At 41.6% G+C, this 22,895-nt stretch carries 20 protein-coding genes; 5 read left to right on the plus strand and 15 right to left on the minus strand.

Annotated features, from left to right (window positions below):
• Positions 1-129 precede the first annotated feature (129 nt).
• From C6Y03_RS15260 to C6Y03_RS15270, 3 genes are all read right to left on the minus strand, one after another.
• Entirely contained in the window at positions 130-1,668 is a 1,539-nt protein-coding gene (locus C6Y03_RS15260; protein WP_066031113.1) for a bifunctional GNAT family N-acetyltransferase/carbon-nitrogen hydrolase family protein, read from the minus strand.
• Between the two features lie 15 nt (positions 1,669-1,683).
• Entirely contained in the window at positions 1,684-2,349 is a 666-nt protein-coding gene (locus tag C6Y03_RS15265; RefSeq protein WP_003211898.1) for an HAD family hydrolase, read from the minus strand.
• A 310-nt stretch (positions 2,350-2,659) separates the two neighbouring features.
• Positions 2,660-3,010 (minus strand): DUF5365 family protein, encoded by a 351-nt coding sequence (locus C6Y03_RS15270; RefSeq protein WP_034663751.1) that lies wholly within the window; start codon positions 3,008-3,010, stop codon positions 2,660-2,662.
• Between the two features lie 109 nt (positions 3,011-3,119).
• Between C6Y03_RS15270 and C6Y03_RS15275 the strand changes: the two genes are divergently transcribed.
• Positions 3,120-4,028, plus strand: a complete 909-nt coding sequence (locus tag C6Y03_RS15275) for an RluA family pseudouridine synthase (protein WP_106039578.1) — start codon at positions 3,120-3,122, stop codon at positions 4,026-4,028.
• Positions 4,029-4,064: 36 nt separating this feature from the next.
• Here the strand turns inward: C6Y03_RS15275 and C6Y03_RS15280 are convergent, their stop codons facing one another.
• The 3 genes from C6Y03_RS15280 to C6Y03_RS15290 all read right to left on the minus strand — a co-directional run bounded on the left by C6Y03_RS15280 (position 4,065) and on the right by C6Y03_RS15290 (position 11,047).
• A complete protein-coding gene (locus tag C6Y03_RS15280; protein WP_060595845.1) occupies positions 4,065-4,631 on the minus strand; it encodes a class D sortase in 567 nt (188 codons plus the stop codon).
• A 46-nt stretch (positions 4,632-4,677) separates the two neighbouring features.
• A complete protein-coding gene (locus C6Y03_RS15285) occupies positions 4,678-7,581 on the minus strand; it encodes a 5'-nucleotidase C-terminal domain-containing protein (RefSeq protein WP_106039579.1) in 2,904 nt (967 codons plus the stop codon).
• Between the two features lie 85 nt (positions 7,582-7,666).
• Entirely contained in the window at positions 7,667-11,047 is a 3,381-nt protein-coding gene (locus C6Y03_RS15290; RefSeq protein ID WP_106039580.1) for a CheR family methyltransferase, read from the minus strand.
• 143 nt (positions 11,048-11,190) lie between these two features.
• Here C6Y03_RS15290 and C6Y03_RS15295 point away from each other — a divergent pair, with 143 nt between their 5' ends.
• Positions 11,191-11,835, plus strand: a complete 645-nt coding sequence (locus C6Y03_RS15295; protein ID WP_106039581.1) for a spore coat protein — start codon at positions 11,191-11,193, stop codon at positions 11,833-11,835.
• Positions 11,836-11,861: 26 nt separating this feature from the next.
• Here C6Y03_RS15295 and C6Y03_RS15300 read toward each other — a convergent pair whose 3' ends face one another.
• Together C6Y03_RS15300 and C6Y03_RS15305 are read right to left on the minus strand one after the other, a co-directional pair.
• Entirely contained in the window at positions 11,862-12,737 is an 876-nt protein-coding gene (locus C6Y03_RS15300; RefSeq protein ID WP_106031645.1) for a hypothetical protein, read from the minus strand.
• A 156-nt stretch (positions 12,738-12,893) separates the two neighbouring features.
• A complete protein-coding gene (locus tag C6Y03_RS15305; protein ID WP_034663773.1) occupies positions 12,894-13,400 on the minus strand; it encodes a YhcN/YlaJ family sporulation lipoprotein in 507 nt (168 codons plus the stop codon).
• A gap of 152 nt (positions 13,401-13,552) precedes the next feature.
• On the opposite strand from C6Y03_RS15305, the gene C6Y03_RS15310 reads away from it, so the two are divergent.
• Positions 13,553-13,951, plus strand: a complete 399-nt coding sequence (locus C6Y03_RS15310; RefSeq protein ID WP_034663775.1) for a hypothetical protein — start codon at positions 13,553-13,555, stop codon at positions 13,949-13,951.
• Between the two features lie 34 nt (positions 13,952-13,985).
• Here C6Y03_RS15310 and C6Y03_RS15315 read toward each other — a convergent pair whose 3' ends face one another.
• Positions 13,986-14,366 carry a hypothetical protein gene (locus C6Y03_RS15315; RefSeq protein ID WP_060595841.1) on the minus strand — a complete coding sequence of 127 codons (381 nt, stop codon included), beginning with the start codon at positions 14,364-14,366 and terminating at the stop codon, positions 13,986-13,988.
• A 98-nt stretch (positions 14,367-14,464) separates the two neighbouring features.
• On the opposite strand from C6Y03_RS15315, the gene C6Y03_RS15320 reads away from it, so the two are divergent.
• Positions 14,465-15,556 (plus strand): diguanylate cyclase, encoded by a 1,092-nt coding sequence (locus C6Y03_RS15320; protein ID WP_034663781.1) that lies wholly within the window; start codon positions 14,465-14,467, stop codon positions 15,554-15,556.
• 211 nt (positions 15,557-15,767) lie between these two features.
• The gene (gene cspB / locus C6Y03_RS15330) at positions 15,768-15,968 is read left to right on the plus strand and encodes a cold shock-like protein CspB (RefSeq protein WP_003212277.1); all 201 of its coding nucleotides are present in this window, start codon (positions 15,768-15,770) and stop codon (positions 15,966-15,968) included.
• A 111-nt stretch (positions 15,969-16,079) separates the two neighbouring features.
• On the opposite strand, the gene C6Y03_RS15335 is transcribed toward cspB, so the two are convergent.
• The 6 genes from C6Y03_RS15335 to C6Y03_RS15360 all read right to left on the minus strand — a co-directional run bounded on the left by C6Y03_RS15335 (position 16,080) and on the right by C6Y03_RS15360 (position 22,848).
• Positions 16,080-16,439: a hypothetical protein gene (locus C6Y03_RS15335; protein WP_106039582.1), complete on the minus strand. Its 360-nt coding sequence runs from the start codon at positions 16,437-16,439 to the stop codon at positions 16,080-16,082.
• Between the two features lie 13 nt (positions 16,440-16,452).
• Positions 16,453-16,977, minus strand: a complete 525-nt coding sequence (locus tag C6Y03_RS15340; RefSeq protein WP_034663787.1) for a flavodoxin family protein — start codon at positions 16,975-16,977, stop codon at positions 16,453-16,455.
• A gap of 17 nt (positions 16,978-16,994) precedes the next feature.
• Positions 16,995-18,614 (minus strand): DHA2 family efflux MFS transporter permease subunit, encoded by a 1,620-nt coding sequence (locus tag C6Y03_RS15345; protein ID WP_034663790.1) that lies wholly within the window; start codon positions 18,612-18,614, stop codon positions 16,995-16,997.
• A gap of 39 nt (positions 18,615-18,653) precedes the next feature.
• The gene (locus tag C6Y03_RS15350; RefSeq protein WP_034663794.1) at positions 18,654-19,286 is read right to left on the minus strand and encodes a biotin/lipoyl-containing protein; all 633 of its coding nucleotides are present in this window, start codon (positions 19,284-19,286) and stop codon (positions 18,654-18,656) included.
• Positions 19,287-19,649: 363 nt separating this feature from the next.
• Positions 19,650-20,813 carry a sporulation protein YhbH gene (yhbH, locus tag C6Y03_RS15355; RefSeq protein WP_060595839.1) on the minus strand — a complete coding sequence of 388 codons (1,164 nt, stop codon included), beginning with the start codon at positions 20,811-20,813 and terminating at the stop codon, positions 19,650-19,652.
• 139 nt (positions 20,814-20,952) lie between these two features.
• On the minus strand, positions 20,953-22,848 hold the full coding sequence (locus C6Y03_RS15360; protein WP_034663803.1) for a PrkA family serine protein kinase: 1,896 nt from the start codon (positions 22,846-22,848) through the stop codon (positions 20,953-20,955).
• Positions 22,849-22,895 lie beyond the last annotated feature (47 nt).

Below are 22,895 nucleotides of genomic sequence, written 5' to 3' on the forward strand. Positions count from 1 at the left end.
CAATCGAAAAAATCTTATCCAATCAGATGTCCCTTTTTTAGCAGTGAAAGCGATCGCTCATTGCGCCACATTGTCTCTTTAAAAAATGTCATCAAAAAGAAGCGCCTCAACAATAGGCGCTTCCTTTCATTATTTCTTATATTCAATATGGTACACGTCTCTTCTTCGGTCTTTCAGCTGACGTACGGTCCCGTCTTGCCTTTGTCTTCTTAAAATTTCTAAATCGACATCACCAACGACAACCATCTCAATGTTTGGATTACACTCTCCTACAATCCCATCTCTTGCAAATTCAAAGTCTGATGGGGCAAATATAGCCGATTGTGCATATTGAACATCCATATTTTCGGTTTGCGGAAGGTTGCCAACTGTTCCCGAGATGACGGTATAAATCTGATTTTCAACCGCTCTCGCCTGTGCACAGTAACGTACTCTTAAATAGCCTTGGCGGTCTTCTGTACAGAACGGAGTAAAAATAATTTTCGCTCCTTTGTCAGCCGCGATCCGTGCAAGCTCAGGAAATTCAATATCGTAGCAAATTTGGATCGCAATTTTGCCGCAGTCTGTATCAAATACCCGGACCTGGTCACCAGCAGAAATCCCCCACCATTTTCTTTCATTCGGCGTGATGTGAAGTTTATATTGCTTTTCAATCGTTCCATCACGTCTAAATAAATAGGCGATATTGTAGATTTTCCCTTCCTCTTCTACAAAGTGGGACCCGCCGATGATATTAATGTTATATTTCACAGAAAGGTCTGTGAACAAATTAATGTAGTCCTCGGTATATTCCGTAATCCGCTGTACGGCAAGACTTGGTGAACGCTCTTCTAAATAAGACATGAGCTGCGTCGTAAAAATTTCTGGGAATACGGCAAAGTCAGCTGATGCATCTGATGCGACATCCACATAATACTCCACCTGATTCATAAATTCCTCAAAGGAATGAATTTGTTTCATCGCATATTGAATCACACAAATTCGAACGGGGAACGCCGATTTATAATATCTTTTCGATTGCGGGCGATAGTCGACATTGTTCCATTCCATTAACGTCGCATATGTGCTGGATGCTTTATCATCCGGCAGGTAATTCGGATTGATCCGCATGAGACTAAATTCATTTAACAGCTGAAAAGATAAAACGGGATCATAGATTTGGTGAAGCATCACCTGCTCCACATACTGGCGAGGCGTCATTTCCTCTTGGTATTTATGATAATTCGGAATGCGTCCGCCAATGATGATGCTTTTTAAATTTAATCTTCTCGCTAAGTCTTTTCTTGCTTCATACAAACGATGCCCAATTTTCATGCGGCGGTACTCAGGACCCACCATGACTTCGATTCCGTACATATTCATCCCATCAGGATTATGGTTTGTGATGTACCCATCATCTGTAATGTCCTGCCACGTGTGGCGATCATCGTATTCATCAAAGTTAATTAATAAACTTGAACAAGAGCCAATGATTTCTCCCTCGAATTCAGCACAAAACTGTCCTTCTGGGAAATGCTCAAGGTGGCTTTCAAGATGCTCTCGTTTCCAAGGGTCCATGCCTGGAAAGCATACCTCTTGCAAGGCAATGATTCGGTCAATATCCTCTTCACGGATATTGCGGATCACCATTCTTTTTTCAAACCGCGTTAAGTCTAGTTTTTCTGCCATGATGTTTTTGCCCCCTTACTGATCCTCTTTTTCAAGCTGATGGAATAGCTGGAGCAATTCGATTTCAGCCATGGATTCTAATCTGACATCATATTCTTCAAATTGCAGCGTGCTCGTCACTTTGTTTGGGACGATGACACATTTCATACCTGCCCGTTTGGCAGCTACTGATCCATTCACAGAATCCTCAAATGCCACGCAATCTTTTGGCTCTACCCCTAAGCAGCGTGCGGTTTGCAAATAGAGCTCTGGATTTGGTTTGACTTCTTCCACATCATCTGACGTGCGGATACATTCAAAGTAGTCGAAAAGACCAATCTGCTTTAGGTGATCTGACACCCATTTATAGTCTGAGCTGGAAGCAAGTCCAATCTTGATCCCGAGCTCCTTTGCTGCTTCTAAATAAGCTTCTACGCCAGGTCTTGCTGATTCGTCCTTCATTCTTTTTTGAAAACGAGAACGCCGATCTGCTGTGAGTGTCTCATGATCCAGCGTCTTCCCTAGCTGCTTTTCCAAATATTCAAATGGCTTAAAGCCTGCCTGCGTGCCAATGACCTTGCCCCATACGGAAAGAGGCAGATCTGACTCATGCTCCGCAAACATTTCTTGTAAAACCTCATATTCATGTGTTTCTGTATCTAAAATTAATCCGTCAAAATCAAATATAATCGCCTTTACCAATGAGGCCACTCCTTTTTTTTACAAAAGTCTTAAACATATACTCCATGCTATCATATCGTGAATAAAATTGACTTTCAAAGATGAATGTCTGCTAAAATGATTATGTATAAAAGGAGCCTGCACCATTTTGTCAGGCTCCTACCCGTGTTCGGTTCATTCTGCAAGAGATCCAAGCGCTCCGATTCGTGGAGAAATAGGCAATGTTGAAAAAGAGCGGGTTTGGTATTACAGATCTTAAAGGTTTCTCCGTTCCCTTAAAAATAGTATGTGCGAGGGCCTTGTAAGTTAACAAGGAAGTTCACACCATCTTTTACGCATTTTGAAGGTGACGGCTGGCAAAATCGTCTAGATCAAACGGAAAAGAAAAGCCGCAGGCATTGACCTGCTCACGGTTTCGCTCGAATAACTCACGATCACGTTTGGTGATATGACGTTTCGGTTTTACAATAATGGTATGTAATAGCTGAAGTCCTGATAAAATACGAAAAGCATCATCCATCGTCCCGTTATATACGCCATCAATAAAGGTAAGGGAGCGATCTTTTTGACGCATATCCCGCTGCTGTCCATTGACAGCATGAGAAAGAAGATCTTCAACATCCTTTGATATTTCTTCAATTGCCTGCTCTTGCAGGTCTGTAGCAGCTTTCATTAATCTCACGTGTCATCTACCTCTCTGTCGTTATTTCTCCATTCAGAATAGCACAGAAAAAAAGGCGTTCGCCAAGGTAAGTGTTTCCTATATATACCCATAGAGAGGAACGGATATCATGATCATAAAAGGGCACACGCTCTCACTCAAAGTAGACGAGCAGTATCATTACACATCACTCAGTCATTTTTTAAAGACAGCCGTATCTGCATCAAAACCAATTATTCATTTTTGGATGGAGCATCAAAAAGTCCGTTTAAATCAAAAGCCTGCCCATCACGCGGCTAAAGTCAGTAAAGGCGATCAGATCATCATTGATTTATTTGAAACAGAAGAAAGTGATGTGGCACCAGAATACGGTGAATTAGAGGTGCTCTTCGAGGACGAGCATTTATTAATTGTGCAAAAACCTGCCGGACGGCCAACTCATCCGAATGAACAAGGACAAACGGGCACACTGGCTAACCTTGTGGCCTTCCATTTTCAAGCAAATGGAGAAGAAAAGAGGGTGAGACATATCCACAGGCTGGATCAAGACACAAGCGGCACCGTCATTTTTGCAAAGCATAGATTAGCCCATGCGGCTCTTGATCAAATGTTTTCTAAAAAAACAATCAGCCGAACATACATCGCCATCGCAGAGGGGCTTTTCAAAAAAAAGAAAGGCACCATTGATGCAGCGATCGGCCGTGACAAACACCATGCAGTCAGACGAAGAATCTCCCCTACTGGACAAAAAGCTGTGACTCATTTTCAGGTCATGGACATGAATAAACGTCTGCAAATGACAGCCGTTAAACTGCAATTAGAGACGGGTAGAACGCATCAAATTCGTGTCCACCTTAGCAGTCTCGGGCATCCACTAGCTGGGGATACATTATATGACGGAGTTCGAGATTACATCAACAGGTGTGCTCTTCATGCCAAGCAAGTAGACATGAAACACCCTTTTACAGGTGAGCATCTGATCATAGAAGCACCTCTACCACCTGATATGGACCAGCTCATGAGTCAAATCATCCATTAACAAAAGAGCCTGCTTTCATACGCAGGCTCTTTTTCTTTAGACAGACGCTCTTTTTGCATAAATAATGTACCGCTCTGGTGCATTGCCGACGAAATGAAAAGGATAGCATGTGGTTAAAATCAGCTCTTCCTTTTCATTCTGCAACGTAATAATGGATGTATCATGCTGATCGACAATTTTCGTATGCGTGATTTCATACACAAACTCACCATACGGCACAGTGATTTTCAGCTGATCTCCAATATCCAGTTCACCTGTCCGGCGAAACACCGTGTCACGGTGGCCAGATAGGACGATTTGTCCATTCTGATCAGGATAATAACTGCCTTTGTAGTGTCCTACTCCCTTTGCAAGGTCATCCGCATCCGTCCCTTCGACAATGGGAAGGTCTGCTTTTAATTTTGGAATCGTCAGGATGCCAGAAGCTTTTCCCACTTCTGGAGCAAACTGCTTTTTGGACATCCCTTGATCGTCCGCCACAGCCTTCTTCGCTTCGTCTAATGATTGGGCTGTTTGAAGATGAGTAGAGGCGATTTGCCAAATCCCCCAGCCGAGCAGAACAATCCCGGCTGTCATCACAGTCAGTGCAAGCCACTTTTTCATGCTTAAACTCCTTTGCCTGTTACATTTCTCTTAGATGATACGCTCTTTAGCTTGCTGCTTTTTCTTCTTGTTTTGCTATTTGAATTCGCCCCTCTTTTTGATACACAATGGAAGCTCCCTCAAAGCTTTTGACAAAAGCGACAGTGGCTTCTAAGTCTTCTGAGCCTGTTTCAGGGTTTTTCCCAAGTCTGCCTATTGGTGCATATTTACTGCCAGTTGCAGTTGCCATGAAGTTATTCACAGTGAGTGTATACGTTTGATCGAAAGCTACGGCTGAACCATCTGGCAGCTTCAAGTCGACTACTTTATATGTTACCGGATCATAGGAATATGAAAAGCCTGAAATGCTATAATCTGGTCCAAATTGTGGAGAAATTTGAGCTTCTATGATCTCAACTAAGTCTTTTCCCTTGATCTCCAGTTTGACTAAAACGTTGCCGAATGGCTGAATATTAAAGAGATCTCCCCACGTTATCGGCCCTTTTTCAAGGTTTTGCCTAATGCCGCCTCCATTCATCATGGCAAAGTCACTTTTCATTGAATATCTCATACCATCCGCAATCAAATTACCGAGCGGCGTGTCTCCATCATTTGAATAGCCGCCTTCCATTTTGACCCCAGCTTCTCCAACAACCTCACTAATAATCGGCTCCACTTCTTTCCCGTAATGAGCCAAGATGTCTGCTGCTTCCTTGTCCTTTTCTATACCAGCTTGATCTACATACTGGATATTTGCACTCTTTTTGACGATATCCTTCGTTTTGCGGTCAAGTGTCACATTGACTTCGCCAATCGCCTTCCCATATTCAAAGGCTTGCACAATTAATTTCCCATTGACCTCTCCATTGACCACTTCGTGATTATGCCCTGCAAAGATGACGTCAATTTCATCATCACCTTCTTTGGCAAGCTTTGCACTCTCTCCAGTGATCGTATCGCCATTTTGAGAGGCTGTCATATGAGCTAAAACTGCAATGGCTTTAACCCCTTTTTGTTTTAGTTCCTTCGTGGCTTCATTCACGGCTTTGACTTCATCTGTAAACTGAATGTCTTTAATCCCTTCTGGCATGACCATTCCTGCGGCTGACTTGGTCACAACACCGATAAATGCGACTGGGATTCCTTCGACATCGATGATTTCATAAGCCGGTAAAAGTGGCTTACCTGTATCCTTGTATTCACAGTTCGCACAAACGAGCGGGAAGTTCTGTCCGTCATACCCCTTTGTGCCTTTAGGATGTTCTCCGCCATTTAAGATACGCAATAGCTCGTCGACCCCTTCATCGAATTCATGGTTGCCGACCGTGCCCACATCAAAGCCAATGTTCTCCATGAGTTCAACGGTTGGTTCATCCTGCAGAAGAGAAGATATAGGAGAGCTCCCGCCAATCATATCTCCAGCATGGACCGTAATCGTATTTTTGTGTGCTGCTTGTTTTTGCTTCATATAGGCCGCGACATAATCCATTCGTCCGTACATGCCTTTACTGCCATCACCTTTGAGATCCAGCTCGTATTCTTGATCAATTTTACCGTGTAAATCATTCATACTTAAAATCGTTAATGGTACTTCGCTTGCATCCTTTGCCGGCTGATAGCCAGCCTGCTCTGCTTCTTCTTTGGAAGCAAAAAAGATCCGTTTATCCACATTGATTTCTTTCCATTTGTCAGGGGACACGTAGGTTTTCACAGCTGAGTCACCAACATAGCGTGTCAGTCCTTTTTTCTGTTCTCGTGCTCTAAATTCAAACGGCTGTTCCATCAGAGGATCCGCTTCGTTCCATATGCCCAGTCCTTTTTCTTTTGCTTCTTTGACTGCTTTTTGAAACGTATGATAGTCCTTTTCATCTCCAACTGGCCAGATGAAATAAGTAGGGGCATATCCTTTTTTTACAAGCTCTAGATTTGTATTTAGCCCTTTTTTGGTTTTCACTTGAGCTAAAAGACGTCCATAGCTGTCCTTCGCTTCAGGACCAATCTTTAATGTGACTTGGTCACCGCTTGAAAGAAGTGTTTTTAAATAGTCAGTCGCTTGCTGTCCAAAACGCAATTGGTTTTGGTCTAATTCATTTTTTGGCTTATGATACGTTTCCGGCGTGTCCATATTCACAAAACGCACCTTTGTTGTACCAAGAACAGGCTTCTTTAGATGAATCGTATCTCCATCCACCACACGGTCAACTGTTGCTTTGTATTCCTTCTTAATCTTTGGCGGCTTTGGCTGGCGTTTCAGCAGTTTGATATCATCCTTATGTCTTGGAAGCACCTGCAGCGTATCATACCTGCTTAACACCCCTGTAAACTCGTACCATTTCCCTGTCTTTACTTTATCAATAGCATTTGTATCGACCATCACTCTCAGGATGGTGCTGTGGTATTTTTTATCAATGATCACCACATTGTATCCACCGCCAGCCGGCTGCGCTGGTTTTGCCTCAACATAGCCTTTAATCTTCACTAGTCTTCCTTCATGTTTACCGGCTTGATCCGTTTCTAGTTGTTTAACGGACACTCGCTTCGCCTTTGGCAAAGTTTGATTCACAGCATCTATCTTCAGGCGGCCTTGATCTGGCACAATTTCAATCATTCCTTTATAAGACGTGATCTTACCAGTCACTGTCACCTTCATGCCTGCTTTTAGTTCCGGGAAGTGATTGGGCTGCGCTGAATAAATATTGATTCCAGCTGATTTGTCTTGAATGTATGTGGACAATTTCCCATTGCCTACAGCGGATTGATCTGCTGTCACAATTCCGCTCACCGTCACGGTCTCTCCTATTAGCTGACGGGCTTTTTTGATCTGCACGATCTTTTTTTGCTTCCACACCATTTCCTTCTTTTCAGATGCACTGACCTCGCCTCCTGTGATCATGCCAGGCAGTAAGGATTGCAAACTAAAGATCATCAAAACCAAACAACAAATCATTCGAATAGATAGCATTCGTTTCATTAGACCTCTCCCCTTTGCGCTTCATCTCTCATAGTGTACAAAGTAAATATTGATGTTGAATGGATTTCATGTAAAACTTGTCTTTTTAACTCATCGGAAAGGTAATAATCACACGTGTTCCCTCAAAGCTTTTACTTTCAAAACGAATGGTGCCGCCATGGCTTTCAATGATTTTAATGGTCATCATTAAACCAAGGCCTGTCCCCTTTTCTTTTGTAGTATAAAAAGGTTCACCGAGCTTCCCTATTTCGTCCTCTGGTATTCCCTTTCCTTGGTCTTCAAATATCAACATCATTTGATGATCTTTCATGAGAGAGGTCACCTTGATGACACCTGTCACACCATCCATCGCTTCAATTCCGTTTTTAAGGATGTTCAGGAAGACTTGTTTTAATTCATTCGGAATGCCTTGAATGTTAGGGAGCGACGGAGACAGATTTTTCTGAATGGACACGCCTTTTAAGACCGCCTGGGATTCAACAACCATGATCACTTCTTCGAGCAGAAGATTGACATGTACCGGTTCAAATTTCACCGATTTGCTTCTAGAAAGAACGAGGAATTCATTAATAATTGACTCGAGCCGATTAAACTCTGACATCATCACATCTGCATAATCTTTCTGATACTTCTTACTTTGAATCATCAGCTGTAAAAATCCTTTTAACGATGTCAGCGGGTTCCGTATCTCATGAGCGATACCTGCTGCAAGCTGCCCTACTGCCGACAGCATCTCTGATTTCATCAGCATCTTTTCTGACTGCTTTTGATTGGTGATATCCTCTGAAATCCGCATCACGGTTGACTGCATTTTGTCAGGATCATCGATTCGATGTAAAGAGACTCTCTCCCATCGTTCGCGCCCAGATAAATCTTGAAAGTACAGCTCACCTGTCCAGCTGCCCTCTTTTAAACAAACCTTCCATTGCTTCTCTAAATCATCACATTGACATAGCGAATGGTAGACAGAAAAAATATCTTTGCCGATCAGGTCATATTCATGCTGCTGGACAAACTGACAGAAACGCTGATTCACGCACTGGATAACCCCTTCCTCCGTTGCAACTACAATATGAATATGGCTGTTATCAAGCGCCGTCACCGCTAGATGAAGCGACTGTTTGATTTTCGTTACTTCGGTCATTTTAATCCAAGTCATCACCGCTCCTTCATGCTCTTGATCGAAGATAGGTGTGATGTGAACGGTGAATTGCTCTCCTTCGTTCGTTTCAATTTCACGTTCGATCGCGCGCCTATCCGATATGACGGATTGGATATCATGATAGAGCGTTTCCTGCGTAAGCTTTTTAGCCATCGACTGAAAGGATTGCTGATGCCTGATTTTCGCTGAAGTAAATAAAGAGGCAGCTGTAGGAGTGTAATAGCGAATATTCATGTCCCTGTCCACAAACAACGTCGCAAGCTCCGGCTTGACAGAGGGTCTGTACAGTTTTTCTCTTGTCACCCTTAAGTTGTTTATGATATTAATAAAATGCTCGTGTTTTTTCTCAAACTCCTCTAATTGCGTGTGTTTCGCTTTTAATTGAGCCCTTGCCTCCTGCTCCTTTTGTTTGACTTCATTGAGTTCATTTTCTAAATCGACAATACGCTGTTGATAGACTGAATTCTGATCTGACATTCCTTTGCCCCTGCCGTTATTTTGATTTTTTCCTCTCTCATTCATTCGAATGAGAATGACGTAAACTCCCTTAAAACGGCGGTCAAAACTTTTCACGGTAAAATCTGCATACTGCTTGCTGCCTTTTTCCGAAATGAGAACATGTTGAGACACAACCTCTGTCTCGTCTGTCCACACCTTTTGAAAGGTTTGACTCAACATCTCTTTCATATAATCAGGTGTTACATATTCACATGCTTGATCTGACTCTTCTGTATGGTCTAAAAAAGAATACGCACCATTTGATAATGCCAGGATTTCGTCACTATCGTTGATAATCATACATGCATCATAATCCTCGCTTACTTCTTGCATATATTGTGCGGCTCGCGCTTTCAACTCGATATCACGAGCGTTTAGTGCCCAAGGGACATGTGGTTTAGAAACGTTTGAATGGGTGTAAATGTTCCATTTTTCATTGAACAAATGAAACAAACGAGGGATATTGGGTACAGTTTCATTTGGCCCTAATATCAACATCCCTTGATCTTTTAAAGCATATTGGAATCGGGACAATATTCGTTTTTGCACTTCAGGCTGGAAGTACATCAGAACATTTCGGCAACTGATAAAATCGAGGTGGATAAAAGGTGAATCGATCAATAAATTGTGAGGTGCAAAGACAATATGTTTTCTAAGCGACTGCTTCACAATAAAAGCGTCACCTTTCCTTTCGAAATATCGCGCCCGCCATTTTTCCGGCATCCTTGCCATAGACTCTACTGAGTAAAGACCTTTACTAGCTGTTTGAATGGCTTTCCGGTTGATATCTGTTGCAAATACTTGAAGTTCGATGGTCACTTGTCTTCGCTTCATTTCTTCTAAAAATAAGATCGTAAAAGAATAGGCCTCCTCTCCTGTCGAACATCCCGCAATCCAAATACGGCATCGAGATTTCCCGTTTTTCACCGCATTTTCAATGGTCGACGGAATGATCTGATGTTCACATACACGAAAAGCCTCCATATCCCTAAAAAAAGACGTCATGCCGCTTAAAAGCTGTGCGTGCAGGCGATCAAGCTCATCTGGTTCTCTTTCTAATAAGCAGTCGTACTCTGATAATAATGAAATCCGTTTTTTTGCAATCCTCATTCGTTTTTGAATGACAGATAGCAGCCTTTTCTTTTGATAGGTTGAAAAGGCAATGCCTTTATACATTTCAAGACGTTCAATAATTCTCAGTAAAACAGGATCTGCCTCATCGACATGCGGGACGTTGATGATATTGGCGATATATGCCGCAAGGGTTGAAGGGTCTTTGAATGTTTGTTGATACAAGGTGTCAAAACCACTTTCTACCTCACTGCACGATAAAGCTGTACCGCCTTGCTCAACCAACTGAAGCAAGCCACTTCCCACACAATGACCTTTTTGAAAGAAAATCGCAAAAGCCTCTTCCTTTTGAACGCTGGCAAGAGACTGAAAAAGCAAGTCCACAGAGCAAGCCATGCACGCCGGCAGCTGCTCTGATAGGTGCAGCCGCTGATCTTCTGTTAACGTCACAACCGCATGCTGTGGACAAAAATAAATCGTCTTCTTCATGACTTTCTCACCATGTTTAATCGTTTTTGCCCGGTAGCCAATCGGTAAAACAAGTGCTTCCAAATCAGTTATACAATCGTCCGTCACATGATTTTGCACAACAATAAAAGAGGCATTTAATTCATGTGGAAATGATTGAAAAAAAGCCTCAAGATGATGCTGTTCAAACGGCGAAACACCGATGCCAATCACTGGTGCCTGCACATGTTCGTCTTCTATCAAACGATTAATGATTTTGTCCTGCATCTGGTACCCCCATGTTCATTCGTCTGATACTTTTTTTCGACAAAAAGGAAGAAAACCCTCTAATTGTAAATAATGTTTTTGCATGAAAGAAGGAAAACATCCTCACATTAAAACAGATTGTATAAACAGAAGGAGGAATCTCAATGCAAAACGATCAGCAACCAATGTTTCAAGGAAGCGCTCCCCAGTCCGAGCTCAATCATGGCGGACATGAGTTATTCGATTTACATGAAATTTTAGCCGGCACGATTAATATTTTGGATCAGTATATGATCCTGCGGCAGTTTATTCAGGATCCTGCATTATCCGACATCTTGGATCGACAATACCAATTCGTTTTATCTCAGTACAATGTCACTGTAGATTGTTTTTCTACTGGACAAAAGCCTAGTGAAGAAACCGCTACTTATATGATGAAAGAGCACACACAAGTGACGTATGGGATCAAGCCTTCTCAGCCGAAGAAGCCGAATCAGTCATTACAGGATGTAAAAGACTTGGGCATCACAGGGCATATGCTCAGCCTGGTCAAATCACATGCTGGATTACTTTCCATGTCTGCATTAGAAGTAACAAATCCAGTTGTCAGACGTGTGCTTGCTGCGCAAATCCCGAACTTTATTGAAATGGCGTATGAAATTTTCTTGTATCAAAACAAGCATGGCTACTATCAAGTTCCCCAGCTTTCCAGACAAGACATGACAGCCATGACGTCAGCTTTCGCGCCGCTTCAGGGGCAGGTTCAAATGCCGCCAAGCAAAGCCAATCAGCAAAAGCCCCTTCATTAAAAAAACGGCTGACCCCTTTTCTCTGGTCAGCCGTTTTTTCTTTGATACATCTTGTTAAACTGATCTTCAAAATCTGCGAGCCGCTCCCCTGTCGCCTGTTCAAAGCCTTTAGCAAATTGACCTGTTTTCGCCGTTTCCTGCATGATCTCATGTATGATGTCTCGTCCGTAAAGCTGCACCAGCTCATAGACCATATAGTAGCTTTGCAAATAGACATCTGTCTCATACGTCATCCGGGCGTCCTGCCAATCTTGATCGGAATGAAGAGATTGAAAGGGAATGACGTCGAACCGTTCAGACGTGGCATTTAACACGTCATAGGCCGTCCATTCTGCTGTTCCTTCATGGAACCAAAGCGGAAAGATCACTGGAGACACTTCATAAGAATGAGCTTTTTCATAGAAAACAAAGTGAGCATATTCATGAATAAATAACGTGTTGAAAAAGTATAAAGGCAGTGTCTCTTTCTTCAATAATGCTTCCCGTTTATCTGGATATAATCCAATCATTTGATCATGATCGGAGTAAAAACCCGTAATATGCTTGATTCCGGCAAATTGCTCGATCGTCTCTTTATCATCAAAATAAATAATGTCTAAAGGTTTGTCAGTTTCAAACTGAAACACTGACGCTGTCCTCTTCTTTGCCTGATCCATGGCCTCGATTGTCAGGTCAACAAAAGCGTCCTCTTCCTCTGCATAGTATATTCTAATATGTTCATAAACTTGCTTATTGAGTCCCTCCGTTAATATGGTTTTAGGAGAAGACTGCTGCTCTAAATATTGTCCTGTCAGCTGAAACGCAACATAAATCAAGTACGCGGTGAAAGCATAAAAAATGAGACCTGCTGCAATCATTCCGCCTACAAGCTTTTTATGAATCAATGACGGCTTGGCTTTCATTTGCTCCCCACCTGAATTCATCCTGCAGCCTCTTTCTCTTTCTATGAAGAAACAAAGATCAACAAGAGGTGATATATTTTTTACTTTATGCAGTCAGGTGTGCAAGGTGCGGTTCCAAACAAAAAAGCCGCATATGACATACGGCTTTTGTCGTAGCTATTTTGATTCAGGGAAGACACGCCGAACCGTTTCAGTAAATTCATCGAAAAATCCTGAAATTGGCTCTCCGCTTCTAATACGTTTTCCGTATCCTTCCATACGATCGATAAAGTCTGGATTCGCAGATACATACACGTTGTCGATTTGTTGATCCGTTGATTTGACTTTGTCTGAAATTTTCTTTTTCAGATCGTCCGTCACATTACCGCTTTTATCGCCTTCAAGCATAACGGCAACAAATGCATTTTTTCCTGTGACAAGCACGTTCGCTGTTTTCACTTCAGACATGTTGGCTACAAGCTCTGACGCTTTATCTGCCACTTTGACCTTCTGAGGTGTTTGAACATTTGGTTCGTCCTGTCTCATATTGTCATTCTTATATGTGACATTTTCATACTGTCGTTTCATTGTTCCTCTTCGCTCATCGCCCTGGTTGTTCATGCCACATCCAGTGGTGATCAATGTTGGAACGAGTAGTAAAGATAGCATCCATTTCTTATTCATCAATTATTCCCTCCTTTTGCTCATAGGTTTTTCATCCAGCCGGCTTTTTATGCACACATTTCTATTTCATAAAATGAATTCATAATTCAGCCTGCTTTGGTCATCCTAAACATGATGAAGAAGTATCATCATGATCAAATGGAGGGATTCGTTTGTTTAAGAAAAGAAAAGGCATGAGCACTGGCGCAATGATTGCAGTATCAACAGCCATCATTGCATTATTTTCTCCGGTTTTACGAAGAAGGCTGAAAAGCATGACGCAAATGAATATGTCTTCAATGATGAAAGGAAAAAGCCATCAGCACCATGACTCATCTCGTCACGAGTCACACGCACAGAATGAATCAAAGGGAACTGCGGAAATCGGACAAATGATGAAGCAGGCATTCACTGCTGTACAGCCAAATCATACGAATCAGCACCAATCGACATCAAGAAACCATCAGCCAAGAGAGTCTTATGCACAGTCTCTCCATATTGATGAAAGTGTCATGAATGTGATGGATGATGAATCAATCCAGCAAGTAATCAATGACATCGAGCACAAATAAGAAAACAGGAGCCTTCATAAATAGAGGCTCCTGTTTATTCTCCTGAAAAATGTTCTTTCACCATCACAGAGAAGAAAGGTAAAAAGGTGATTTCAACTGTTGTGATAAAATCGTCATAAGCTTCTACTATGATTAAGAGCTCTTTCTCGTTTGGCCTGTCCTTTTTTATCTCTACATGCTGCACGGTTTTAAAATCATATATGCCTAAAACAGATGCCTCTTTTTTTCGAACAGCCTTTAACGTAAATTCTTGACTTCCAAGGTACATCGTGACAACGAAGCGCTCGTCTTGATTTTCAAATCGAAATGTCAGGTTTTGATATTCAATAGGCATACCTCTCTCGAACCTTTCATCAGGCTCCGTTTCAAAAAAAGAAAGCCAGTCCGTTTCATCTGGGAAGCGTTTTCCTCGCATGTGTTTCGATCCCCTCATAAGTGAAATTTTTATTAATTATCCTTTTTCCCCTTTTCTTTTGCAACAAATTTTAGTAATTTTAAAAAGGTGATTTTATTTTGCTAAGAGACCTCTTTATTAATTTAACAATTCTTGTCACTTTCCATTATTTATTTATGCTTGTGTTTAAAGAGAATTTTCTGAAGAAAGAAGATACCCTGCTCAGACAGCTATGCAAAGGCATTCTTTCTGGATTACTCGGTGTCCTTTTAATGTTCTTCTCTATCAAAGCAGGTCCAGCCATCATCGATTTAAGACATATCCCCCTTATTTTAACGGCCTTTTATGGAGGCATCGTCCAAACCATCATTGCAGCCTGTGTTGTGATCATTGGCCGATTATTAATTGATGCCAACGTTGGTTCTTTCATCAATATTTTTTCCATGATGATCATTGCAACAGCCTCTTTTTTAATTGCTGAGCGCCATATGAATCAAGTTGCGAAAATGCTTTTGTCCATTACGATCAGCAATGTGATTGCAACTTTTTTGTTTATTACGATTGCACATGAGACCTCTATTGAAGTCCATTCTGCCTATTGGATGTTCTCATATGTTGCAGGACTGTTTAACTTTTACGTCATTGAGCATCAAACAAAAGCATATCAGCTGTTAAATTTGTATAAATTCCAAGCTCATTATGACTTTTTAACAGGTGTTTTAAATAAACGGAAGTTCGATGAGGTCTTAAGTGATGCTTTTTCTATGAAATTTAAGCAGCCTATCCATCAAATGTCCCTTATTTACTTAGACATCGATTACTTCAAATCCATCAATGACCAATATGGACATCATGAGGGAGATATGGTTTTAAAAGAAATCGGAAAAAGGTTGATGAAAAACACAAGAAGCTCTGATTATATTGGCCGGATCGGCGGTGAGGAATTTGCTGTCCTTCTACCAAATTGTACAGTTGAAAAAACATGGCAGATTGCAGAACGCTTACGGAGAAAAATAGCAGATCAGCCGATATATTTACAAAATGGCATGTCCATTCATATCACAGTATCACTTGGGTGTGCTTATTACCCCGGAACAAGTGCAGACATCAAACAATTACCGATTATGGCTGATCAGGAGCTCTATAAAGCGAAGCAGTCTGGCCGAAATCAAGTGAGCTTCTCAGAGAGAAAAAGAGGCCAATTAATATAGGCTTTTTCCTCAATTTGTTAGCGCTAATTATTTTTAAAAAAGTTTTCGTATAACAGTTGTTTTTTCCCGCAAACACTGGTAAAGTAAAGGTAATTATTTTTGTTCGTATCATCTTTAAGAAGAAAGTTTTGAAAGAGTTTTCGTCTTTGAAGTTTGTGTAAGAGCAAGAATAGTGAATTTAAGCGTTAAGATCGCTTTAGGAGGAAATTTCATGTTAGAAGGTAAAGTAAAATGGTTCAACTCTGAAAAAGGTTTCGGATTCATCGAAGTAGAAGGTCAAGACGATGTATTCGTTCACTTCTCTGCTATCCAAGGCGAAGGCTTCAAAACTTTAGAAGAAGGTCAAGCAGTTTCTTTCGAAATCGTTGAAGGTAACCGTGGACCACAAGCTGCTAACGTTAACAAAGCGTAATTTAAGAGCATCTGCTCTTTAGCACTTTATAGAGTGAAGGAAAACCGTCCGGCTTCTGCCGGCGGTTTTTTTGTGCCATAAAAAAAGAGAACCTGCGAGAGGTTCTCTTTTTTATTTGTCCTTCTGCTTTAGCTTCTGTAAAGCAGAACGATACATATCATCATTCATTTTTGTCTCTGGTTCTTCTTCTTTGACAGGTGGTTCTGGCTGCTTAAACTTTTGAAGCGCCTGTCTATAAAAATCATCGCCAGACAATCGTTCATCCGTTTGAGAAGGCTTTGACGCTTCCTCTTCTTCTTCAGGCTCTACAGGTCTCGCCGCAACTTCTGACTCGCTGTGCGGCACGTCAGGCTGATTGGGCACATCTTCTTTGATCTCTTTCTTCTCGACCGAAGCGTGTCTGACATTGAACGCTACTAATCCGATAATGACTAGAACAGCAGCTACTAACGCTACAATAATCGTCGCCAAAAGAACCCTCTCCTTATCGCTTAAATGACGCAGTGACTGATGCTACACGTCTTCCTAATGCTTTGCCGAGTTCAATGCCTTCTGTAGAAATCACTTCATCAGAATCAATCGGACATGTCACACCTGCTCCATAGTAAGAGCCGTATAAAGCATTCTCTGGCACATTTCCAGGAAGGCCAACGACAAGCATCCCTTGATGGAACATTGGTGTAATCAAATTATGCATCGTCATTTCTAAACCGCCGTGCGTTGTAGCAGTTGTACAGAAAACGGCACCGACTTTATCGATCAGTTTTCCCTCTGCCCATAGGTAGCCAAGACGGTCAATCCATGTCTTTAACCCAGAACTAATGGTACCAAAGTGACCAGGGCAGCCCCAAATGATCGCATCCATTTGATCCAGCTTGCGAATATCCGCATCTTTCACGTGATCGACGAATACTTCAGCTTGCTCTGTTTCACCTGCGCCTGCTGCAATTGCTTCTGCCAGTGCTTTTGTATGGTCACCTTCACTATCGTATACGACATAAATTTTCATGTACGGTCCCTCCACACTTATCTTGCATCTTGGTTTGCTTCCTTAGGTGCTGGAAGCAGTGTCATTTCTTGTTTTTTATGCTGCTGATCTTTTCGCTTTTTATCCTTACGTACATCACGCAGGAACAAGCTGAGAATGACACCAGCGGCACAGAATAACGTTACCCACATGTAAGCATCATTGATGCCCATTACGTTTGAATCGACCTGTGCTTTCGTAAAGAGCTGGGTGGATACATATTTTTGAGCAGCTTCAGCTGTCATGCCCATATGATGCATCACATTCGACACAGCCGCCTGGAATGAATTCATAAAGAACGGGTCCGCTGTATTTGTTTGATCCGCCATATTGGAATAATGGAATGTTGTCCGATTCGTATAAATCGTTGTGATCAAACTCGTACCGATCGAACCGCTAATTTGTCTTAATGTATTAGACATCGCTGTACCATGGCTGTTTAAGTGCTGTGGTAATTGGTTCATCCCAGCTGTCATCACCGGCATCATAAGGAGTGACATACCGAATGCACGAACTGCATACATGAGCACAATGTGACTATACGATGTATCAATGGTCAGCCTTGTAAACTCGAATGTGGTGACAACGGTAATGAGCATCCCCACAATCGCAAGCGGACGAGGTCCAAATTTATCAAACAAAATCCCTGAAATCGGGGACATAATCAGCATCGCAAGTGCCCCTGGAAGCATTAATAGCCCGGATTGCAATGCCGTAAACCCAACGAGGTTCTGCAGATAAATCGGAAGTAAGAACATCCCAGTGTATAAGGCAACTGTAATAATAATATTAATGACACTTGATAATGAGAAGATGCTGTATTTAAACACGCGGAAATCAAGCATCGGATTATCAGCTTTCAGCTGTTGGAAAATAAAGAGAATGATCGCAATCGCACCAACAATAATCGTCGATAAGACGATCGGATCTGTCCAGCCATCACTTCCCGCTTCACTCACTCCGTATAGAAGCGAAGCAAAACCAACGATGGAAAGAATCGCACCAAGGCTGTCCAGCTTGATTTTTTTAGGCTCTACAATATTTCTAAACATAAAGAAAGCCGCGATAATGACAATCGCTCCGATTGGTACAAGTCCATAAAACATAATACGCCAAGAATAATGTTCAATAATATAACCAGATAATGTTGGTCCTACCGCAGGAGCAAACATCATCGCAAGACCGAAAATCCCCATTCCTTTCCCTCTGTTTTCCGGAGGGAAAATAAAAAGGATTGTTGTCATCACGAGCGGCTGCAGGATACCGCCGCCGATTGCCTGAATCAAACGACCGATGAGCATCGTTGAAAAGTTCGGCGCAATCCCGCAAATAAAGGTCCCTAGTGTAAACGAGATCATGGCGACTAGAAATAAGCTGCGCTGTCCAAAGCGTGTGATTAAAAACGCAGATAACGGAATCAGCACACCGTTGACAAGCATATAACCTGTTGTAAGCCACTGAATCGTCGTTGCACTCACATTAAATTCAGTCATTAAATGGGGCATGGCTACGTTCAGAAGCGTTTGGTTCAAAATCGCTACGAACAAGCCGGCCATTAAAATGATCAGTAAAGACAAGGAGCCTGCTCCCTGTTTTGTTGCTGCAGGTTGATTTGCCATCTCAGACAACCTCCTTTCATTTTTTGATATCAAACATCATTAAGATGAAATTTTGACAGAAGCATTCATACCAGGAAGTACTTTGTCTGATGGATTTTTAATTGAAATTTTCACTGCTACTTTTTGTGTGACTTTTGTATAGTTACCACTTGAATTTGTTGCTGGCAGCATATTGAATGTTGAGTTTGTCGCATAACCAATTTGTTCAACTGTTCCTTCAAATGTTGTATCAGGATCACCATCTACCACGATGTCGACTTTGTCGCCTTTTTCAATACTTTTAATATCTGTTTCTTTGATATTCGCTGTGATGTAAAGCTTGCTTAAATCAATGGTTTCACCAAGAACTGTACCAGGCTGCACTTGTTGATTGTTTTGTACTTCTTTTTTGACTAATGTGCCATCAGCCACTGATTTAATGTTTGTTTTTGTTTCTCCTTCAACTTTTGCAACTGTGCTGTCTTTTTGCACTTCGTCACCTTCATTGATATCCCAGCCTTTGATTTGTCCAGCTGCTGGTGCTGTGATTTGATACATGTCACCTGTCACTTTCGCCTCGTCAGTTTTGACAAAATTTGTGCTTTCGTAGTAGTAATAAGCACCTCCGGCAATAATGGCAAGAATCACAATAAGGCCAATAATGTTCGTTAGCAATAAACGCCCTCTGTTCATGTTTTGTTTCTCCTTTCATGTATAAAAATATAGTGTCATCTGCTTTAGCAAACTTAGAATGCCCATCATCTGACAGAATATGAAACAAGCTCATAAAGCTGTTATTTCTCCTTCATCTACTCCGCCTGAAAAATGGTGTGCAGCCCATTTATACTTATTGTTCACTCATGAGCAAAGAGTAGAAAAAGAAGAAAAGACGATCGGCATCTTTTTTGAAAAACTTATATTTAACAAGATTAAATATTAATAAATGAAAATTGAAATGTCAAAGAGAAAGTTTTACTTTTTTTCTGGTGATCCCTTCCTTCTCCATACAAAAAACCCTTCAGCCCTTATGCTGAAAGGTTTTTTCAAATGTGCTATTTACGAAAGAACTTCTTCCTGCTGAAAAAATTTTTTTAGTGCGAGAAAAACATCTGATTTTTGCTTCAAAATATAATGCTTAAATTTCTCATCCTGTATATGCTTATATGCTGACATTAATGTAGAATGCCGGTTGTATTGATTCACTTCACCATAACAGAATAAGTTGGCTTTTTTCATAATTTCAGAAACAAGCTTCACGCACCGTGCATTGTCTGAGGTCAAATTGTCTCCATCAGAAAAATGAAAAGGATAAATATTATATTGCGACGGCGGGTATCGTTCGTCTATGAGCTCTAGTGCCTTTCGATAGACAGAAGAGCAAATGGTCCCTCCGCTCTCGCCCCGCGAGAAGAAATGCTCTTCATCTACAACCTTCGCCTCCGTATGGTGGGCAATAAATTCAATATCGACCGTCTCATACTTTGTCCGTAAGAAACGTGTCATCCAAAAGAAAAAACTTCTCGCCATATATTTTTCCCAAAGCCCCATACTTCCGCTCGTATCCATCATCGCCAAAACGACGGCTTTCGACTCTGGTTTGGTCACTTCATTCCACGTCTTATATTTGATATCCTCTGGGTAGATTGGATAAAAGGAAGGACTGCCTGTCATCGCATTTCGTTTAAATGCCGACAGCATCGTTCGTTTTTTATGGATATTGCCTGTTAACCCGGTTTTGCGAATATCGTTAAACTCAATTTGCTCGACAATGATGTCGTCAAGCTCCTTTTGTTTAAGGTTTGGCAGCTTTAGCTCCCGAAACAGCGCTTCCTCAAGATCGATTAATGAGACCTCTGCTTCGTAATAATCCTCACCAGCCTGATCTCCAGCGCCCTGCCCCTTTCCTTGCCCTTGCTTACTGTCTGATCCATCGCGCGCGACAATATCTCCAACCTCGCTGTCTCCATCGCCTTGACCCACATGCTTATTTTTGTCGTAATTATACCGAATTTTATATTCATCTAACGAACGAATCGGAATTTTGACAACATCTTTTCCATTAGACATGATGATGCTTTCTTCTGTGACAAGATCCGGCAAATTATTTTTAATCGCTTCTTTGACTTTTTTCTGATGACGCTGCTGGTCGTCATAGCCTTTTCGATGGAGGGACCAGTCTTCCTGAGATACAATAAACTGACTTTTTTCTTGCCGGGACATCCATCCCCCTCCTCACCTGTTTGCACAATTCTTCTAACTACCGATTCCTTTATCCTATGCTGCTCGTCACCCAAGTTGACGATCATTTCTAAAAAAGACATTACCGGTGCAGGTGCGCCAATAATGCCTCCTTCATTTATTAACGATTGAGAAGACTGCCTACATATTTTAAAAGTTCATTTGCACTTGTTGAATTATAGCCATGTTCATCAATCAATCTAGCCACTACTTCATTGACCTTCTTCAGCTGCTGTTCATCCGGTGTCTTCGTTGACGTCGTAATTTTCACCACATCTTTTAGATCAGCAAACAGCTTCTTCTGAATCGCCTCTCGCAATCTCTCATGAGAATTATAATCAAAGCGTTTGCCCTTTCTCGCATAAGCCGAAATACGAATCAGAATTTCTTCTCTGAATGCCTTTTTGGCATTTTCAGAAATACCGATCTGCTCCTCAATTGAACGCATAAGCTTTTCATCAGGATTCATTTCTTCACCAGTTAACGGATCACGCAGCTTGTTTTTATTACAGTACGCCTCGACATTATCTAAGTAATTATCCATCAATGTTTTCGCAGACTCCTCATAGGAATACACAAATGCCTTTTGAACTTCCTTCTTCGCAATATCGTCGTACTCTTTTCGCGCAACAGAAATAAAATTCAAATAGCGCTCCCGGTCCTCGCTGGAGATAGACGGATGCTGATCGAGTCCTTCTTTTAACGAACGAAGGACATCCAGCGCATTGATCGATTCCATATTCTTTCGAATAATAGTGGAGGAAATTCGGTTAATCACATACCGCGGATCAATTCCGCTCATCCCTTCATCATGAAATTCCTTTTTCATCTCATCAATATCAGCAGATTGGAAGCCTTCGACACTCTCTCCATCATACAGACGCATTTTTTTCACCAAATCAATATCAGAACGCTTCGGCTCTTTGAGTCTTGTCAAAATGGAGAACATCGCTGCCACCTTCAGCGTATGCGGGGCAATATGCACATCAGAAACATCACTTTCTGAAATCATTTTATGATAAATGCGTTCCTCCTCTGTCACCTTCAAGTTATAAGGAATCGGCATCACAATAATTCTTGAGTGCAAGGCCTCGTTCTTTTTATTTGAAATAAACGACCGGTACTCGGTTTCATTCGTATGAGCGACAATCAATTCATCTGCACTAATCAAGGCAAAACGGCCTGCTTTAAAATTTCCTTCCTGCGTTAATGACAGAAGGTGCCATAGAAATTTCTCATCACACTTTAACATCTCCTGAAACTCCATCATCCCTCGGTTTGCTTTATTGAGTTCTCCATCAAAGCGGTAGGCCCTTGGATCTGACTCTGATCCAAATTCAGCAATGGTTGAAAAATCGATGCTTCCTGTTAAATCAGCAATGTCCTGAGATTTCGGATCAGATGGACTAAAGGTACCAATACCAGTTCGTTTATCCTCTGAGAAAAAGATCCGTTCAACCCTTACATCCTCAATTCGTCCGCCATATTCCTCTTCTAGCCTCATCATATTCAGAGGGGACAAATTCCCCTGCACACGAATGCCATATTCTCTATAGAAATCCTCCCGCAGATTTTGCGGAATAAGATGAAGCGGGTCTTCATGCATCGGGCAGCCTTTGATCGCATAGACTGCGCCATGATCTGTCAGTGAATATTCTTCTAGTCCTCTTTTCAGCCTAGTAACAAGCGTAGATTTCCCGCCGCTTACTGGTCCCATCAATAACAAAATACGCTTCCTCACATCGAGCCGCTTGGCAGCAGGGTGAAAATATTCCTCTACTAATCTTTCCAATGATTCCTCTAACCCAAAAAGTTCCTGATCAAAAAATTTGTACGTTCTGACCCCATTCTCCTCTTCAATCCCGCTGTCTTTAATCATATGATAAACGCGAGAATGAGCAGATTGAGCGACAAGTGGATTTTCCTTTATAATGTCTAAATAATCGCTGAATGTGCCTTCCCATTTGAGACGCTGCTCTTCTTCTCTGTGCTGTTCGATTTTCTTTAAAATATCCATATGAACCTCCTCTTTCAAGATTGAAGCAAGTAATCAGATACTGTTTT

The sequence above is a fragment of the Bacillus sp. LNXM65 genome, assembly GCF_002998575.1.
Taxonomy (GTDB): Bacteria; Bacillota; Bacilli; order Bacillales; family Bacillaceae; genus Bacillus.

Excerpts from the sequence above, each read along its gene's own strand:
- yhbH (WP_060595839.1), bottom strand. The coding sequence starts at position 20,813 with ATGTCCCGGCAAGAAAAAAGTCAGTTTATTGTATCTCAGGAAGACTGG.
- C6Y03_RS15345 (WP_034663790.1), bottom strand. The coding sequence starts at position 18,614 with ATGGCAAATCAACCTGCAGCAACAAAACAGGGAGCAGGCTCCTTGTCT.
- C6Y03_RS15300 (WP_106031645.1), bottom strand. The coding sequence starts at position 12,737 with ATGAAAGCCAAGCCGTCATTGATTCATAAAAAGCTTGTAGGCGGAATG.
- C6Y03_RS15275 (WP_106039578.1), top strand. The coding sequence starts at position 3,120 with ATGATCATAAAAGGGCACACGCTCTCACTCAAAGTAGACGAGCAGTAT.
- C6Y03_RS15280 (WP_060595845.1), bottom strand. The coding sequence starts at position 4,631 with ATGAAAAAGTGGCTTGCACTGACTGTGATGACAGCCGGGATTGTTCTG.
- C6Y03_RS15340 (WP_034663787.1), bottom strand. The coding sequence starts at position 16,977 with ATGAAAATTTATGTCGTATACGATAGTGAAGGTGACCATACAAAAGCA.
- C6Y03_RS15260 (WP_066031113.1), bottom strand. The coding sequence starts at position 1,668 with ATGGCAGAAAAACTAGACTTAACGCGGTTTGAAAAAAGAATGGTGATC.
- C6Y03_RS15290 (WP_106039580.1), bottom strand. The coding sequence starts at position 11,047 with ATGCAGGACAAAATCATTAATCGTTTGATAGAAGACGAACATGTGCAG.
- C6Y03_RS15285 (WP_106039579.1), bottom strand. The coding sequence starts at position 7,581 with ATGAAACGAATGCTATCTATTCGAATGATTTGTTGTTTGGTTTTGATG.
- C6Y03_RS15295 (WP_106039581.1), top strand. The coding sequence starts at position 11,191 with ATGCAAAACGATCAGCAACCAATGTTTCAAGGAAGCGCTCCCCAGTCC.
- C6Y03_RS15315 (WP_060595841.1), bottom strand. The coding sequence starts at position 14,366 with ATGCGAGGAAAACGCTTCCCAGATGAAACGGACTGGCTTTCTTTTTTT.
- C6Y03_RS15360 (WP_034663803.1), bottom strand. The coding sequence starts at position 22,848 with ATGGATATTTTAAAGAAAATCGAACAGCACAGAGAAGAAGAGCAGCGT.
- C6Y03_RS15350 (WP_034663794.1), bottom strand. The coding sequence starts at position 19,286 with ATGAACAGAGGGCGTTTATTGCTAACGAACATTATTGGCCTTATTGTG.
- C6Y03_RS15305 (WP_034663773.1), bottom strand. The coding sequence starts at position 13,400 with ATGAATAAGAAATGGATGCTATCTTTACTACTCGTTCCAACATTGATC.
- cspB (WP_003212277.1), top strand. The coding sequence starts at position 15,768 with ATGTTAGAAGGTAAAGTAAAATGGTTCAACTCTGAAAAAGGTTTCGGA.